12 protein-coding genes are annotated in these 16,468 nt (G+C 71.1%); 5 read left to right on the plus strand and 7 right to left on the minus strand.

Annotated elements, in window-relative coordinates; translation table 11 throughout:
* Window positions 1-104: 104 nt before the first annotated feature.
* The 4 genes from glsA (at window position 105) to ACFYNU_RS07030 (ending at window position 4,219) form a co-directional block, all read left to right on the plus strand.
* Window positions 105-1,514, plus strand: coding sequence for a glutaminase A (glsA, locus tag ACFYNU_RS07015; RefSeq protein WP_356584950.1), 1,410 nt, complete (start codon window positions 105-107; stop codon window positions 1,512-1,514).
* Between the two features lie 100 nt (window positions 1,515-1,614).
* The gene (locus tag ACFYNU_RS07020) at window positions 1,615-1,977 is read left to right on the plus strand and encodes a DUF1304 domain-containing protein (RefSeq protein WP_356584951.1); all 363 of its coding nucleotides are present in this window, start codon (window positions 1,615-1,617) and stop codon (window positions 1,975-1,977) included.
* On the plus strand, window positions 1,974-2,570 hold the full coding sequence (locus tag ACFYNU_RS07025) for a TetR/AcrR family transcriptional regulator (RefSeq protein ID WP_356584952.1): 597 nt from the start codon (window positions 1,974-1,976) through the stop codon (window positions 2,568-2,570). Before ACFYNU_RS07020 ends, ACFYNU_RS07025 begins: the two co-directional genes overlap by 4 nt.
* A gap of 221 nt (window positions 2,571-2,791) precedes the next feature.
* Window positions 2,792-4,219 carry a SpoIIE family protein phosphatase gene (locus tag ACFYNU_RS07030; RefSeq protein WP_356584953.1) on the plus strand — a complete coding sequence of 476 codons (1,428 nt, stop codon included), beginning with the start codon at window positions 2,792-2,794 and terminating at the stop codon, window positions 4,217-4,219.
* A gap of 77 nt (window positions 4,220-4,296) precedes the next feature.
* Here the strand turns inward: ACFYNU_RS07030 and ACFYNU_RS07035 are convergent, their stop codons facing one another.
* Window positions 4,297-5,787 (minus strand): hypothetical protein, encoded by a 1,491-nt coding sequence (locus ACFYNU_RS07035; protein WP_356584954.1) that lies wholly within the window; start codon window positions 5,785-5,787, stop codon window positions 4,297-4,299.
* A gap of 231 nt (window positions 5,788-6,018) precedes the next feature.
* Here ACFYNU_RS07035 and ACFYNU_RS07040 point away from each other — a divergent pair, with 231 nt between their 5' ends.
* Window positions 6,019-7,140 (plus strand): aminoglycoside phosphotransferase family protein, encoded by a 1,122-nt coding sequence (locus tag ACFYNU_RS07040; protein ID WP_356584955.1) that lies wholly within the window; start codon window positions 6,019-6,021, stop codon window positions 7,138-7,140.
* Between the two features lie 179 nt (window positions 7,141-7,319).
* Here ACFYNU_RS07040 and ACFYNU_RS07045 read toward each other — a convergent pair whose 3' ends face one another.
* The 6 genes from ACFYNU_RS07045 to ACFYNU_RS07070 all read right to left on the minus strand — a co-directional run bounded on the left by ACFYNU_RS07045 (window position 7,320) and on the right by ACFYNU_RS07070 (window position 16,375).
* Window positions 7,320-10,448 (minus strand): ThuA domain-containing protein, encoded by a 3,129-nt coding sequence (locus ACFYNU_RS07045; protein ID WP_388765401.1) that lies wholly within the window; start codon window positions 10,446-10,448, stop codon window positions 7,320-7,322.
* 111 nt (window positions 10,449-10,559) lie between these two features.
* A complete protein-coding gene (locus ACFYNU_RS07050) occupies window positions 10,560-11,468 on the minus strand; it encodes a sugar phosphate isomerase/epimerase (RefSeq protein ID WP_356584957.1) in 909 nt (302 codons plus the stop codon).
* Window positions 11,465-12,685, minus strand: coding sequence for an ABC transporter substrate-binding protein (locus ACFYNU_RS07055; RefSeq protein ID WP_356584958.1), 1,221 nt, complete (start codon window positions 12,683-12,685; stop codon window positions 11,465-11,467). The genes ACFYNU_RS07050 and ACFYNU_RS07055 overlap by 4 nt, the downstream gene beginning before the upstream one ends.
* A complete protein-coding gene (locus tag ACFYNU_RS07060) occupies window positions 12,682-13,809 on the minus strand; it encodes an ABC transporter permease (RefSeq protein ID WP_356584959.1) in 1,128 nt (375 codons plus the stop codon). The genes ACFYNU_RS07055 and ACFYNU_RS07060 overlap by 4 nt, the downstream gene beginning before the upstream one ends.
* Window positions 13,806-14,810 carry an ABC transporter permease gene (locus ACFYNU_RS07065; RefSeq protein WP_356585156.1) on the minus strand — a complete coding sequence of 335 codons (1,005 nt, stop codon included), beginning with the start codon at window positions 14,808-14,810 and terminating at the stop codon, window positions 13,806-13,808. The genes ACFYNU_RS07060 and ACFYNU_RS07065 overlap by 4 nt, the downstream gene beginning before the upstream one ends.
* A gap of 53 nt (window positions 14,811-14,863) precedes the next feature.
* Complete coding sequence (locus ACFYNU_RS07070) at window positions 14,864-16,375, minus strand: sugar ABC transporter ATP-binding protein (protein WP_356584960.1); 1,512 nt, start codon at window positions 16,373-16,375, stop codon at window positions 14,864-14,866.
* Window positions 16,376-16,468: the final 93 nt, after the last annotated feature.

Consider the following 16,468-nt stretch of genomic DNA (forward strand, 5'->3'; position numbering starts at 1 on the left):
CACGCGAACGCCGGCCGGAGCCCCCGGGCGCGGATGATCGAGTCCGCACCCGGGGGCTTCGGCCTTCCCGCGCACGGCGCACCCAGCCACCCTGGAGGTCGTCCATGACACCCGTCCTGGCCACCGATGTCGTCACCGACGCGCTCGTGGAACTCCAGCGCCGGCTCGCCACCATGGACGAGGGTGAAGTCGCCTCGTACATCCCGCAGTTGGCCACGGCCGACCCGGCCACCTTCGGTATCGCCCTGACCAGCATGGGCGGCAACCACTACTGGTCGGGCGGCGTCGACACGCCCTTCACGCTCCAGTCGGTGTCGAAGCCGTTCGTGTACGCGCTGGTCCTGGCCGAGCTGGGACTCGACGAGGTGACCCGGTGGGTCGGCGCGGAACCCAGCGGTGAGGCGTACAACGCGATCAGTCTGGAGCCGGGCACCGGGCGGCCCGCGAACGCGATGATCAACGCGGGGGCGATCGTCACCACCGCGCTGGTGCCGGGAGCGAACGAGGAGGAGCGGTTCGACCGGATCCTCGACTGTCTCGGCCGGTTCGCCGGACGGCGGCTGGACGTGGACGAGCGGGTCCACGCGTCGGAGTCCGAGACCGGCGACCGCAACCGCGCCCTGTCGTATCTGATGCGCGGCGCCGGATCGCTGCCCGGCGACCCGAAGGGCGTGGAGACGTACTTCCGCCAGTGCTCGGTACGCGTGACGACGGCCGATCTGTCGCTGATGGCCGCGACGCTGGCCAACGGCGGCGTCAACCCCTCCACCGGCGAGACGGTGGTGCCCGAGCCGGTGGCCGTGCAGGTGCTCGCGGTCATGGCCTCCTGCGGGATGTACAACGCGTCGGGCGACTGGCTGCTGCGGGTCGGACTCCCGGCGAAGAGCGGGGTGTCGGGCGGGCTGATCGCCGCGAGTCCGGCGCGGTTCGGGATGGCGGTGCACAGCCCGCCGCTGGACGCCACGGGCAATCCGGTACGCGGTGTGGCCGTGCTGCGCGAGTTGTCGGCGCGGTTCGGTCTGCATCTGATGCGCAGGTCCGCGCGGACGGCACCGACGGTGATGCTCGCGGAGACCGCGCGGACCGCGCCGTCGGACCGGCCGCGCAGCGAGGCCGAACGCGAGATCATCGAGCGCGCGGGCGACGACGTGGCGATCGTCGCCGCGCAGGGAATCCTCGATTTCACCGAGGTGGAACGGCTGTTGCACGACATCGGCACCGTCGTGCCCGAGGAGCCCGGCTGGGTGGTGCTCGATCTTCAGGAGGTGTCGGAGGTCCGGCCCTTCGCCGAGGTCATGCTGCGGGAGGCGCTGACCCGGCTGGCGGCGCGCGGCCATCAGGTGACGGTGGTCGGCGATCTGGCGCCGCACGCCGACGAGGGCTCGGGGGCGGGCGGCGAGGGCGCGTGGCGGCAGGTGCCGTCGCGTGACACGGCGGTGGCCCGGTGCGAGGACGCGCTGCTCTCGGCGGGCATCAACCGGCAGAAGGGGCACGGCCGTTCGGACACCGAGTAGGCCCCCGGGGACCGAGTGACCTCCGGGGGTGGCCGAATTCCTGGACAGGTGTCTATAGTTCACAGACACCTGTCCATGATGCTGCCCCGAGGATGCCCCCGTGAGTACCGCCGCACAGATCCTGGTCGCCCTCGTGGCCGCCTTCCACGTCTACTTCATGGTGCTGGAGATGTTCCTCTGGGAGCGCGGCCCCGGCCGGAGCCTGTCCGGCTTCGACGCCGAGACGGCCCGCGTCACCGCGTCCCTCGCCGCCAACCAGGGCCTCTACAACGGGTTCCTGGCGGCCGGCCTGGTCTGGGGCCTGCTCGCGGGCGACCCGACCGGGTACCGCGCCCAGATCTTCTTCCTCAGCTGCGTGATCGTCGCCGGGGTGTACGGCGCGGCCACGGCGAACCGCCGCATCCTCTTCGCCCAGGCGCTGCCCGGCGCGATCGCGCTCGCCGTCGTACTGGCGGCGGGATGACCGGCGGACCGCCCGACGGGCCGACCGCCGCACCTCCCCCGGCCGACCCCAGGGCGGCCAGGACCCGGGCCGCCCTGCGACAGGCGCTCCTCGACGAGTGCGCGGAACGCCCGCTCGAACAGGTGGGCGTGGCCGCGCTGACGCGCCGGGCGGGGGTCGGCCGGGCCACGTTCTATCTGCACTACGCGGACCTCCGGGCGCTCGCCGTCGACGCGTGCGCCACGGTCGTCCGGGACGCGGTGGACGCGCTCCACGCCTGGCGCGGTGTGCCGGACCCCGCGTCGCCGCCGCCCGCCCTGACGGACTTCTTCACCGGGCTCGTGCCGCACGCCGACCTGTACCGCGCCCTGCTGCGGCCGGGCGGCGGCGGCCCGCTGGGCGAATTGCTCCACCGGGAGCTGCGGGAGCGCAGCCGTACGGAACGCGCGCTGGCGGGCGGGCCCGAGCCGGAGTTGATCGCCTCGGCGGTCGCGGCGTCCTTCGCCGGCGTACTGGCGGACTGGCTGCACGGCCTCATCGACGCGCCCCCGGCCAAGATCGCCGGGCAGGTGTGGCGCCTGCTGATGGCGCTGCACCGCACGCCCACCGGCTGAGCGCGCGACCGGGCGGCCACGGGGGTGAGGCCGACGGGCCGTCAACTCGCCCTGCCCGAGCCCGTCGTGACGGTAGGTCACTTGCCCAGCCGGTGGCATATGCCACAAGCACCACCGGATCGAGTGTTGCCGAATGCCTTACGGCCCATAGCAGCCTGTGCAACAGTCGTAACGGTCCACCCTTCAGACCTGGCAACGCCACGCCTGTATCGGAGTTCGAGATGCCGTCCCATCTGTTCGCGGACCGTCCCGCCCCGCAGCCACCGGATCGGGGCGTGGTGGAGTCCCTCATCACGCGCACCCGCAGGCTGCGCGGTGACGTGGAGGCCGTGCGCAGGGACGCGGGCTCCGACGAGCACGACACACAACGGCGCTGGCAGCGCGCGCTCTGTGAGCTGGCGGTCCATCAACTGGACGATCTCGGCGCCCACTTGGGCCAGCTGAAGAACGGACTGCCCGGCGACGGGCCCGGGTCGGCGGCCGTCATGGCGGCGGAGGCCGACGACGAGAGCGGTTCGCTGCTGAGCCGGGTCGGCAGCGCCGAGTGGAATCTCCTCACCGACCAGGTCACCTGGTCGCCCGAGCTGTACGAGATCTTCGGCCGCCCGCCCGAGAAGGGCCCGATGACCCTGGACGAACTGCCGTCCGTGATGGTCCCCGAGGACCAGAGTCTGCTCCAGACACTGGTCACCGAATGTCTCGTCGACGGCAAGCCCATCGACAGCGAGTTCCGTATCGTCCGGAGCGACCGGCGCGTCCGCACGCTGCACATGATGGGCGAGCCCGTGCTCGACTCCGACGGCGGCACCGCCTCGATGTGGGCGGTGCTGCGCGACGTCAGCGAGTTACGCCGCAGCCAGCGCGCCGTCATGGAGTCCGGTGACACGCTCCGGCGCCGCGAGCGGAGCGCCAGGACCGAACAGCGCATGGTGGCGGAGTTGCAGGAGGCCGTACTGCCGTCGTGGCGCGGGTCCCTCCACTCCCCCCAGAGCCAACCGGGCACGCTGGATCTGGCCGGCCACTATCTGCCGCCCACGGGCGGCGGACTCGTCGGCGGCGACTGGTTCGACGCGCTGAGACTCCCCGACGGGAACACCCTGCTGACGGTCGGCGACCTCACCGGCCACGGCGTGACGGCCGCCTCCACGATGGCCATGCTCCTCGGCGCGCTGCGCGGCATGGCCGTGGCGGGCGTCCGGCCCGGGGCGTTGATGGGACATCTCAACCAGCTGCTGGAGACGGCCGACCAGCCCGCGCTCGGCAGCGCCGTCTGCTGCCGCTATCGCGCCGAGACCCGCACCCTCGTCTGGGCACAGGCGGGTCACCCCGCCCCGCTGCTGTTCCGCGACGGGACGGGGCGCGCGCTGACACCGCTGGACGGGGTGCTGCTCGGGGCGACATCGGGTGCCGCGTACGAACAGGCCGAGATCCAGCTGCTGCCCGGTGATCTGCTGGTGCTGCACACCGGCAGGCTGACCGACCGGACCGGGGTGGACCGGCTTCTGGCGCTCGGGCCCCGCCTGACCGGGGCACGCGACGCGCAGGACTGTGTCAGGACGGTCGTCGAGGAGTTCGGCGAGACCGGACGCGAGGACGACGCCTGTGTACTGGTGGCCAGGATCGGCCCGGCGGAGCAGACACCTCTGTGAGCCCCTGACGGCTCATTCGCGGTGACCACCGGGGATGTACGGGATTCCGGGCTGGGTGCTGGGTACTGGACCTCCGGCTAGATCTCCGAACTCCTCGGCTTCTTGGTGGGGTTGGGCAGGACGGCGTCGATCTCCCGGCGCAGCTCCGAGATCGTGGCGTGCGCCGCGTACTGGCCGGTCAGCCGGTACATCTCCCGCAGCCGGTCCCAGGTGCGGTGCGACGAGGTCTCCCCCATCGACACCAGCGCCAACCGCGCGTAACGGTCGGCCTGTTCGGGATCGTCCGCGATGAAGCAGGCCGAGGCCAGGGAGAGGTAGTCGAAGATCATCGACCGCTGACGGCCGTTCTGCCGCAGCTCGATCGCCCGCTTGGCATGCCGTTGCGCTATGGCCGCCGCCGAGGGGTCGTGGTCGGCGAGCGTACGGTAGGCCAGCGCCTCCATGCCGTGCAGATCCGCCTCGTCGAACATCTGCATCCAACTCGGCGGCGGCACATCGCCCTTGTCGGAGACGAACAGATTCTCCGCCTCGCCCAGGGTCCGGCGCATGGCCTGGCCGCGCCCCATCGACGCCTGTGCCCAGGCCTCGATCGTGCAGAGCATCGCCCGGGTACGGGGCAGCACCTCGTCCCCGGAGCCCGACTTGGCCAGCTTCATCAGGTCCAGCGCCTCGTCCGGCCGCCCCAGATGAACCATCTGGCGGGCCGCCCTGGAGAGCGCCTCGCCCGCGCGCGGACGGTCGCCGCCCTCGCGCGCCGCGTGGGTGGCGATGACGAAGTACTTCTGGGCGGTGGGTTCGAGGCCGACGTCGTGCGACATCCAGCCGGCGAGCACCGCCAGGTTGGCGGCGACGCCCCACAGGCGCCGCTGGAGATGGGGAGGGTGGCGGTACGCGAGCATCCCGCCCACCTCGTTGAGCTGGCCCACCACCGCCTTGCGCTGGAGGCCGCCGCCCCGGGAGGCGTCCCAGGCCCGGAACACGTCCACGGAGTGTTCCAGTGCGTCGATCTCCTGTGACCCGATGGGAGCGGCCTCGTAACGGTCGTACGAGGCGGGGTCGGCGTGCAGCGGCTCGTTGCTCCGGGGAGCGTCGGCGGTCATTGCGGGGTCGGAGTGCAGCCAGTCGTACATGGAACTGCTGAGTGCGGTGCCTGCGGTGAGCACGGCGCCCGCGCCCACCAATCCGCGTCGGTTGAGCATGAGGTCCATTCCCGTGAATTCGGTGAGGACCGCAGCCGTCCGGTCGGGCGCCCAAGGCAGGCCGTCGGGGTTCGATACGTTCCCGGCGTCCCGTCGTCTCCCCGCGCGTCCGTGTCGTACGAACCCGAGGTCCTCGATGGTCACGACACGGCCGAGCCGCTCGGTGAACAGGGAAGCCATCACCCTCGGTACCGGATCGCGTGGGATCTCCCCCATGTCGATCCAGCGTCTGACCCGCGAGGTGTCGGTGGCCAGCTGCGGATGGCCCATGGCCGCCGCCTGTCTGTTCACCAGCCGCGCGAGTTCGCCCTTGGACCAGCCGGCGAGGCCGAACAGGTCCGACAGGCGGGCGTTGGGTTCTCCGGTCACGTCAAGCCCCCAGGTTCTCGGCTGAGTTGACAGTAACCCTGTGTCAGATGCCTGGCGACTATTCGCCAGGCTTCGCCAGGGTGCGCCACATGGTGTGCCACCCGTGGCGGGGTGTGGTGTAGGAACGCGCCACCCCGCCCCGGCAGTCGGTCACATTCCCCAGGGTGCGGAACGACCGCCGGGACGGGTGGCGCGGGTAATTCGTCGGTACACGAAGGGATCCGTTCGCCCATGTACACAGCGTCGTCGTACACAGCATCGACCTCCGTGACCGCCCCTCCCCGCCAGCAGCGGCCACCGGCGGCCGGTGGTGGACCGTATCTCGACCCCACCCACGCCGGCCGGACCAGGCGCTGGCCGGGGCCGACGGGCGGTCCGCTCGGCGGGCGGCTCGACCTGTCGGGCCCCCAGGGCGCGCAGTTGAGGATGGCCATCGCCTCCGTGCACCGCATCTGTCCGGAGTTCAACCCCGTACAGGTGCTGCGGCGCAGTGGCCGCTCGGTGCTGCTGGTCGGGACGACCGGGCGGACGACCGCGGTGGCGAAATGTTTAATCGACCAGTCCCCCGCGTGGGCCGAGAGCTTCCGGCACGAGATAGCCACCTATCGCTCGTTCGTGCGCCATCGCCCGCCCGTGCGGGTGCCCCGGCTGATCGCCGCCGATCCCGACAACTGCACGCTGGTCGTCGAGCGGATGCCCGGCCGCGCCGCCGCCCTGTCGCGCCACCCCGTCGAGGCTCCGCCGCGCGCCGACGTACGGACCGTGCTGGGCGCCGTGACGCGGCTCAACACCTGGCGTCCGCCGGGCGACATGTTCGGTGCCGGACTCGACTACGCGCGGCGGATCACCCGCTATCACGAGCTGGGTCTGTTCACCGACCGGGACCTGGGGGATCTCCAGAAGCTCATGCGCGGTCTCGGACGGCCGGGCATGCGGCAGTTCTGCCACGGTGACGCGCTGCTCTCCAACATGCTGCTGTCGCCGGCCGGGGCGGTGCTGCTGGACTGGGAGCACGCGGGCTGGTATCTGCCCGGGTACGACCTGGCGACGCTGTGGATGGTGCTCGGCAACAACGCCCTGGCGCGCCAGCAGATCAGCAAACTGGCGCAGGTCACGGGCACGGCGGACCGGGACGCCTTCCTGGTCAATCTGATGCTGGTGCTGACGGCGGAGATCCGTAAGTACGAGACCCAGGTGCAGCGCACGATGCGCGAGGCACCGCCCGTCGGCGGGGCGAACCAGCCTCAGCCGGGGGCGCCGAGCGGCGAGGAGCAGCGGCTGCTGCTGCGGCGGCTGCACGAGGACTGCGCCATGGCCCGCCGGGCCGTGCGCGCGGCGGTCGGGACGCGCTGATCGGCGGGTTCGGCCATGAGGAACGGCGCGGGGGGGGGGGGGGGGGGGGGGGGGGGGGGGGGGGGGGGGGGGGGGGGGGCGGCCCCCCCCCGCCCCGCGGGCCCGGCCCCCCCCCCCCCCCCCCCCCCCCCCCCCCCGACGCGTTGTCGTCCGTCCGCAAGGCTCACGGCCCTACGGCTTTACGGTCCGCTGAACTCGACCGTGTCCACGTCGAACGAGTTGTCCTGCGGTGACGTGAAGACGAGATAGAGGTCGTGCGTACCGGGGTGGGCCTTGACCGGTACCGGATCGGTCGGCCGGTAGACGTCCCAGTCCCCGGTGTTGGGGATCGGGGTGGTGGCGAGCAGTTCGCCGTCCGGTGCGCCGGCGCGCAGTTCGATCGCGCCGACTCCGTACGGCGAGGAGACCTGGTAGGTGACCGAGTCGATGCCCTCCACGCTCATCGGTTTGAACGCCACCCAGTCGCCGTCGCTGATGTCGCCGATGCGTTTGCCGTTCGCGGCGCCCGCCTGGTCGACGACGCGGGTGCCCGACTGGCTGTCGTAGTACTCGGCCTGTTTGAGCTTCGGTTGCAGGACGGCACGGCCGTAGCCGGTCAGCGCCGGTGCGCCGGAGCCGCCGCCGTCGGTGTACTTGGCGTTGAGTACGTAGGTGAGGTCGGCGCCCTCGGGATGGCCGCCGAGATCACCGGTGTCGACGGTGCCCTCGCAGCCGGGGATGTCGTTGGTCGGGTGCTCGTGGTCGTCGTGCCCGAGCGCCGGGTTGATGGTGACCTTGGCGCAGTCGACGGTCCCGTCCTCCGGGTCGGTGACCGTGATCCTGTACGGGATCTGGTCGCCGAACTCGATGAGTTTGCCGTTGACGGGGAAGTCGATGGTCACCTTCGGTGTGGTGTTGCCCGCGGTGATGGGCACGTTGGCGAAGCCGGACTTCCCGGTGGAGTCCGTGACCTTCAACTGGGCGCTGAACTCGCCTCCCTCGGTGTAGGTGTGGGTGGCGTTCGCGTCGGTGGAGTCGTACGTGCCGTCACCGTCGAAGTCCCACTCGTAGGTCAGCGGCCCGCCGTCCGGGTCGGCGCTGCCCTCGCTGGAGAAGTCCACCTTCAGCGGGAGCGGTCCGTCGGTGACGGAGGCGGCGGCCTTGGCGACCGGGCTGCGCTGTCCCTGGGCGTAGTCGATGCGGTAGAGGCCCGAGTCGTTGTTGCCGCCGCCGAACTCGCTGCCCCACTCCAGGACGTACAGCGAGCCGTCGGGCCCGAAGGTCATGTCCATGGGGCTCTTGAAGGCCACCGAGTCCATGAAGTCGTTGACCTTGAGGAGTTTCTCGTCCTTGTCGAAGCGGACTTCCTTGATGTAGTTGCGTGACCATTCGTAGAGGAAGCTCGCGCCGTCGAAGTACTCGGGGAACTTCGTCTCGGAGGGGTTGTCCGCGTCGTACCGGTATACGGGTCCGCCCATGGGCGCCGAGCCGCCTTCGCCCATCTCCGGGAACTTCTCGGACTCGCCGTAGCCGTACCAGAGTTCGGGCTGCTGGATCGGGGGCAGCTCGGTCAGCCCGGTGTTGTTCGGCGAGGGGTTGGCCGGCTTCGCGCAGTCGAACTTCGCGCCGATCACCTCGGTGTCCGGGTTGTACGGCGCGTACGCCTGGTTGTCGCCGTGGCAGAACGGCCAGCCGAAGTTCGCGGGCTTCTTGATGACGTTGTACTCGACCAGGCCTTCGGGGCCCCGGTCGGTGGTGGGCAGTCCGCGGTCGGGGCCGTAGTCGGCGAGGTGGATGTAGCCGGTCTTCTGGTCGACGGTGAAGCGGAACGGGTTGCGGAAGCCCATCGCGTAGATCTCGGGCCGGGTCTTGGCGGTGCCTTCCGCGAAGAGGTTGCCCTCCGGGATGGTGTAGCCGCCCTCGTCGGTGGGCTTGATACGCAGCAGTTTGCCACGCAGGTCGTTGGTGTTGCCCGCGGTGCGCGCGGCGTCGAGCATCTCCTTGCCCGGTCGCCAGTCGATGGGCGCGTAGCCCTGCCAGTCGGGGTCGAGGTTGGGCGGTACGTCGTCGCCGACGCCGAGGTACAGGGTGCCGTCGGGGCCGAACTCGACGGCACCGCCGGTGTGTCCGGGCTCGGTGAAGGTGCGGGAGCGGTAGGCGGGGACGTCGAGGAGTTTCTTCTCGCTCGTCAGGTCGAGGGTGTTGCCGTTGAGGGTGAAGCGGGAGAGCCGGTTGATGTCCTTGGTCTCGGCGGCGGGCGCGTAGTAGAGGTAGACCCAGTTGTTCTCGGCGAAGTCCGGGTCGAGTTCCATCCCGACGAGCCCGTCCTCGCCGCCGGTGTAGACGTCGAGCTTGCCCGCGGTGACGGTGGAGTGGGACGCGGGGTCGAAGATCTTCAGCTCGCCGTTGCGCTGGGCGTAGATCGCGCGGCCGTCGTCGGCGACGTCGAGTTCCATCGGGTCGGCGGTGTTGTCGTCGAGGGTGACCTTCTCGTAGGCGCCCCAGTCGGTGCCGCCGCAGTCGCCGGGCTTGTCGCCGGCCGCCCACTGGAGTCCGCCGACGACATGGTCACGGAAGGCCTCCTCGTCGTAGGCGGGGGTGTCATGTCCCATGGCGGTGGCCCAGACCTTGCCGCCGCCGGTGTCGCGGCACCAGGAGATGGGGTGGTCGGCGCCCATGGCGTCGGGGCCGGGGTTGTACGTCGTCTCGTCGGCGGTGACCAGGACATGGACGTCACCGCGCGGGTTCTCGTCGAAGTTGTACCACTCCTCGGGGCGCTCCCAGCGTTCGGGAAGTCCCTTGGTGGAGGGGTGGACCTGGTCGGCGACCTTGGCCGTGCCCTGGAGCACGCCGGGCGAGTGGGTGGGCATGTGGGCGCCGCCGTTGATGGTCTCGTCCCACCACGGGAAGGCCTCCTCGACGCCCATGTCGAGGGTGTTGTGGATGGCGACGATGCCCTTGCCGCTCTCCACGTACGTCTTCATGGCCTGGCGCTGGGCCTCGGTGTCCCAGACCATGCCGGAGTTCTGGAGCATGACGATCGCGTCGTACTGGGCGAGGTTGTCGTCGCTGAAGACGGTGGGATCGTCGCTCTGGACGATCTCGAAGCCGTTCTCGGCGGCCTCCTCCTCGAACATCTTGATGCCGTTCGGGATGGATCCGTGGACGTAGCCGACGGCCCGGGTGAAGAGGAGGGCCTTGAAGGCGGGTGCTTCCTTCTCGGCGGCTCCGGCGCCGGTGGGCAGGGCGGTCAGGGCGAGCAGCAGGGCGCCGACGGCGGCGACGAGCGCTCTTCGGATCGCTCTCCCACGACGCTTTCGGTCATGCACATGCCATTTCATCTGCCGGTCCTCTCTGGGGGATGGGATCGGGCGGGTGGTGCCGGCTCTCGTCGGGCGGTTCCGGGGGGGGGCCGGGGGGGGCCGGGGATCTCCGGTGGGTTATCGGATGTCGGCGAGGGCCCGGCGCAGGAACGCCAGACCGTCGGTGGCCAGGGCGTCCTGACTGGGTGCCAGCGGGCGCCAGACGGAGGCGGCGACCGCGATCGCGTCGTTGTGCGCGGTGAAGGACTCGATGCACAGGGGCCCCCGGTAGTCGCTGTCCGCGAGCGCGGTCAGGAAGCCGGGCCAGTCGAGGTGGTCGGCGCCGGGTGCGCCCCGGTCGTTGGCGCACACCTGGACATGGACGATACGGCCGCCCGCCTCACGTACGGCGGCAGGCAGGCCGCGTTCCTCGATGTTCTGGTGGTAGACGTCGAGCGCGATTCCGATGCCCGCCGGGTCCAGGCCGTCCATGGCCGTCAGGCACTGGGCGACGGTGTTGAGCAGACTCGTCTCGTACCGGTTCAGCGGCTCGACGGCGATCGTCACCCCGGCGTCCCTCGCATGCGTGACGACGGGCGAGATGTGCGCACGCCACTCGGCCCACGCCGCCGCCCGCTCGGTCTCCGTCATACGCCAGGACCGCCCGACGGCCGTGTAGACCGGACCGGCCACGACGGGCGCGCCGATCGCGTGGGCCGCGTCGACGCAGCGCCGCAGATAGTCCTGGGTGGCGCGCACGGTCGCCGGATCGGTGGCCACGAGATCGCGGCCCGGCGGCATGACGGCGACGACGGCGGCCGGGGCGAGCCCGGTGGTCTCCAGCAGCTTCGACGCGGCGGCCGGCTCCCAGTCGTCGGCCGACTCCAGCGGGAGTTCGACGCAGTCGAAGCCCCAGGCGGCCAGGCGCGGCAGCGTCTCGGCGAGGGCCGCGCCGTCGACCGGTGAGTGCCAGATCCACGGGTTGGCGCCGAGCGCGAACCGTCCCGGTGCGGGTGTCGGGGCCGGTGTCGATGTCAGGGCGCTCACTTGCCGCCCCAGTCCTTCGGGAAGCCGGGCATCGACTCGCAGCCGCACATCGCGTAGTGCAGCGGCGGCATACCGGGCTTGAGATAGTCGCCCAGGTTCTCCTGGGTGATGGTGGGCTGCGGGAGCTTCCACTCCTTGGGCACCTTCTGCCCCTTGAGGATGTCCAGCGCGGCGATCACGGGCGTGCGCCACTGGAAGGTCGGGTACGCGGGGGCGATCGCCGTGAGGTCCTTGTCCTGCCACGCCTGGAGGAAGTCCTGCTGGTCCTCCCCGGTGATGGGCGGCACGTCCTTGCCGGCGTCCTCGAAGGCCTCGACCGCGGCGACGGCCGTGGCGCCCGAGTCCATCCACACCCCGTCGATGTCGCCGTGCCGGGTGAGCGCGTCGGTGACGATCGACTTGGCCTTGGCCGGGTCGCCGTCGGTGAACTTCACGTCCACCACGTCGAGTTCACTCTTGTCGAAGGCGACCTTCGCCGCCGACCAGCGGGTCTCCAGCACGTCCACACCGGGCGAGATGCGCAGCGCGAGGATCTTGCCCTTCGGCTTGACCTTCTCGACCAGGAAGTCGGCGGCGACCGCACCGTAGGCGTAGCCGCCGATCGGGTTGACGAAGGTGACGGCACAGTCGGTCTCGACGCCCCGGTCGAAGACGATGACGGGTACCTTGCCGCAGGCCTGCTTCACGGCGGGGGTGAGGGTGGCCGTGGTGTTCGGCGAGACGATCAGCGCGTCGCAGCCGCGGGCGGACAGCTCCTGGATGTCGGAGATCTGTTTGTCGTCCTTGCCCTGGGCGTCCAGGACGGTGAACTTGGTGATCTCCTTGTGGAGTTTCACCTCGGCCCGCATGTTCTTCAGCCCCACCTGGCGCCAGGGATTGAACACTCCGGCGTTGGAGAAGCAGAGTTCGATGTCGCCGGGGTCGGCGGTCTTGTACTGCGAGGTGTCGGTCATCTGCGGGTTGAGCATCTGCTCCCACGGCTTGTCGGCCGGTCCCTCGGGCGTCTCCCCCGCGAGGGCCAACTGGCGCTCGTACTCGGCCTGTTCGAAGAAGCTGGACTGCTTCCCGGTGCCCGCGTCCGCCGTGCTCCCGCCGCCCGAGGCGGCCGGGGGCGACTCGGGTGGCGCGTCGCTCGTGCAGGAGGCGACGAGTACGGCGCCGAGCAGCGCGGCGCTCGCGGCGAGCGCCCGTCGGCGGACGGTACGGATGACGGTCATGAGGGTGTTCCTCCCGAAGGGTGCGTACCGGTGGGGGGCGTGGGACTCGGCGGCGTACGGCCCGATGACGGCGGCCCCGGTGGCGTACCGCCGGGTGGAGCGGCGCCGGCCGGTGTACGGCGGCCTCGCAGCCGGGACCAGTCGGCCGCTCCGAGGCCGACGGCGGCGATGACGATCACACCTTGGACGGTGGACTCCAGTGCGCCGGAGACGCCCTGGAGGTTGAGCAGCGTGAACAGCGCCTGGAGCGAGAACGCACCGGCCATGGCGGCGACCACCGAACCCCGTCCGCCGCCGAGGACCACCCCGCCGAGGACGACGGCGGTGATGGCCTCGAACTCATACCCCCTGCCCGCCTGCGCGGAGACCCCGGAGAAGCCGCCGACGAGGACGGCGGCGAGCGCGGCGGCGGCGCCGGAGAGGATGAAGGCGACGGTCCGCACCCGGATCACCCGTACACCGGACAGCGCGGCGGCCCGGTCGCTGTCACCGGTGGCGACGAGCGTCCGTCCGAAGTCGGAGCGTGTCACCAGCACGGCGACCGTCCCGGCGACGAGGCAGGCGACGACCGCCCAGGGCAGCCAGCCGAAGGCGGTGCCCCGGCCCAACTGCCGGAAGGCGCTGGGCAGTACGCCCTGCGGCGAGCCGCCGGTCCAGAAGAAGACGGCTCCTTCGAGGATGAGCATCATGCCGAGGGTGGTGATGAACGACGGCACCCGCAGCACGGTGGTGATCAGCCCGCTGACCAGTCCGGCCAGTCCGCCGCCGACGAGCAGGACGGCGGTGACGACCAGCCAGTGGGCGCCGGGGAAGGAGCCGTACAGCTCGGCGGCGACGACCACGCCCGCGGTGACGATCGCGCCGACGGAGAGGTCGAACTCGCCGCAGACGATGACCAGATACTGCCCGGCGGCCAGGATCACCAGCGGCGCCGCGCGCTTGACGAAGGAGAGGAAGCTGTCGGGTTCGTAGAAGGCGGGGTCGGTGATCAGGAGCGCGAGGAGCAGTGCGGCGAGCAGGACGTAGACGGGGATGCCGGTGCCCAGCGCGCGCACGACGCGCTTGCCGGGAGAGGTCGCGGATGCCCGCTCGGCCGGGATCTCGGTCGTGGCCGGGGCGCTCATGCGGTCCGCCCTTCCGTCAGGGCCTTCGGTGGCTTCGGGGTCCGTCGGGGCCGGGCGTAGATGGCGACGGCGGCGATGATGACGACGCCGCGTACGACATTCTTGAAGAACGGGTCGACCGACAGCTGGTTGAACACGCTGTCCAGGACGGCCAGGACGAATACGCCGCCGAGGGTGCCCGCCACTCCCCCTCGGCCGCCCGCGAGCGCCGTGCCGCCGAGGACGACGGCGGCGATCGACTCCAGGTCGTAGCGCGCCTCGGTGCCCGCCCACGGTGCGCCCGCGCCCAGCCGTGCGGCGAGGAAGAGCGCGGCGGCGCCGACGCACAGGGAGCACAGGACGTGCGCGATCAGGATCGTGCGCCCGGTGCGTACGCCGGAGAGCCGGGCGGCGTGCTCGTCGCCGCCGGTGGCGTACATGTGGTGGCCGAGGCGGGTACGGCGGGTGATGAGCCACATCAGGGCGGCCACCGCGATGAGCAGGAACACCGAGACGGGGACGGGGCCGATCCGGTCGTAGCCCAGACGCTGGAAGGAGACGGGGACCTCGCCGGCGGGTCCGGTGTAGTTGTCCTCGATCCAGCCGCGCAGGATGAACGCCATGCCGAGGGTGGCGATGAACGCGTTGACCTTGAGGCCGGTGACGATCAGTCCGTTGACGAGTCCGACGGCGACGGACAGCGCGAGCACGGCGAGCACGGCGGTGACGACTCCGCCGCTCGCCATGGTCTCGGCGGCGACGAGGGTGCCGAGGCTGATGAGATAGGCGACGGAGAGATCGAGGGAGCCGGTGAGGATGACGGCGGACTGGCCGACGGCGACCAGGCCGAGCGCGACGCAGTTCTGGAGGATCGCGACGGCGTTGGTGGTGGTGAGGAAGTTGCCGCCCTGGGCGGCGACGACGATCCAGCCGAGGAGGGTCACGGCGAGCGCGGCGAGCCAGACACCGACGACGGGGTCGAACGACCGACGCACCGAGCGCGGTCCCTTGCCCCTGGACAACGATGTCCGCCGCTTCGGCGGTCCTGACGGCGCGGGAGCGGATTCGACGGTGGTCACGCGGCGCCCTCCCGTCGGGCACCGGGCGCGTCGGACGGGCGCCGGGCCCCGGCCGTCGCGAGGCGCATGATGCTCTCCTCCGTCGCCCCGGCGGGCACCTCGCCCACGAGCCGCCCGTCGGACATCACATGGATGCGGTCGCTCATCCCGATCAGCTCGGGCAGTTCGGAGGAGATGATCAGCACGGCCAGTCCCTCGCGGGCGAGTTCGCGTACGAGGGTGTGGATGGCCGCCTTGGCTCCGACGTCGACGCCGCGCGTGGGCTCGTCGAAGAGCAGTACCCGTGGACCGGCCGCGAGCCACTTGGCGATGACGACCTTCTGCTGGTTGCCGCCGGACAGGAACTGGGCCTGCTGGTCCTCGCCGCGCGACTGGAGCCGTACACGGCTCAGGAGCGCGGTGACCTCGCGGCCCGCCGGGGGTCTGCCGCGTACGGCGACGGCGCGGGTGACCAGCAGCGCGTTGTCGCGTACCGACTGGCGCAGGGCCAGCCCCTCGGTCTTGCGGTCCTCGGTGACCAGGGCGATGCCCGCGCGGATGGCCTGGCGCGGCCTCGACGGCCGCAGCGGTTTCCCGCCGACGGTCATGGTGCCGGTGGTGAAGGGCGCGGCGCCGAACAGGGCGCGGGCCAGTGACGTACGCCCCGCGCCCTGGAGGCCCGCGATGCCGACGACCTCGCCGGCGCGCAGTGTCAGATCGATGTCCCTGACGCGGGAGTTGCCGCCGCCGGTGACGGTGAGCCGTACCTCGCCGATCTCGATGTGGGTCGCGCGCGGCGGGTAGTACGCGGTGAGGTCGCGGCCGACCATCGCGCGGACGATGTCGTCCGGGGTGGTGTCGGCGGTGTGCACGGTGGTGACACGGCGGCCGTCCTTGAGGACGGTGATACGCCGCGAGAGGTCGAAGACCTCGCCCAGCCGGTGCGAGATGTACAGGATGCCGAGTCCGCGCGCGGTCAGCCGGCGTACCAGGGCCGACAGAAGGGCGACCTCGTGGTCGGCGAGGGGTGCGGTTGGCTCGTCCATGACAAGCACACGCACGTCGGAGGCGAGCGCCTTCACGATCTCGACGGTCTGCTGCCGTGCGACGGACAGGTCCCGCACCAGCGTGCGCGGCGTGATGCCCGTCTCGTCTATCTCGGCGAGGAGCTCGGCGGTGCGCCGCTCCATGGCCGCGCGGTCGACGAGGCCGTAGCGGGTCGGCTCCCGGCCGAGGAACACGTTCTCGGCGACGGTGCGGTGGGCCAGGAGCGCGAACTCCTGGTGGATGATGCCGATCCCGGCGGCCTGCGCCTGGCCGGGATGGCTGAAGGTGTGCGCCGTTCCGTCGAGCGTGATCGTGCCGGTGTCGGGGGCGTGTTCGCCGGCCAGGACCTTCATCAGAGTGGATTTCCCCGCGCCGTTCTCGCCCACCAGGGCGTGGACTTCGCCGGGTTGAAGATCGAGTCCCACGTCATGGAGCACACGCACCCCGAGAAAGCTCTTGGACACGCCCTGCATCGTCAGCATCCCCTGGCTCCTCGATGGCTCCTCGGTCGCGGTCTGCTGTGCAATGTCGTGACTGGGCTTTGACCTGTCAAGGGTCCAAGCGCCGTTCATTTC

Source organism: Streptomyces sp. NPDC006643, assembly GCF_042870175.1.
GTDB lineage: Bacteria > Actinomycetota > Actinomycetes > Streptomycetales > Streptomycetaceae > Streptomyces.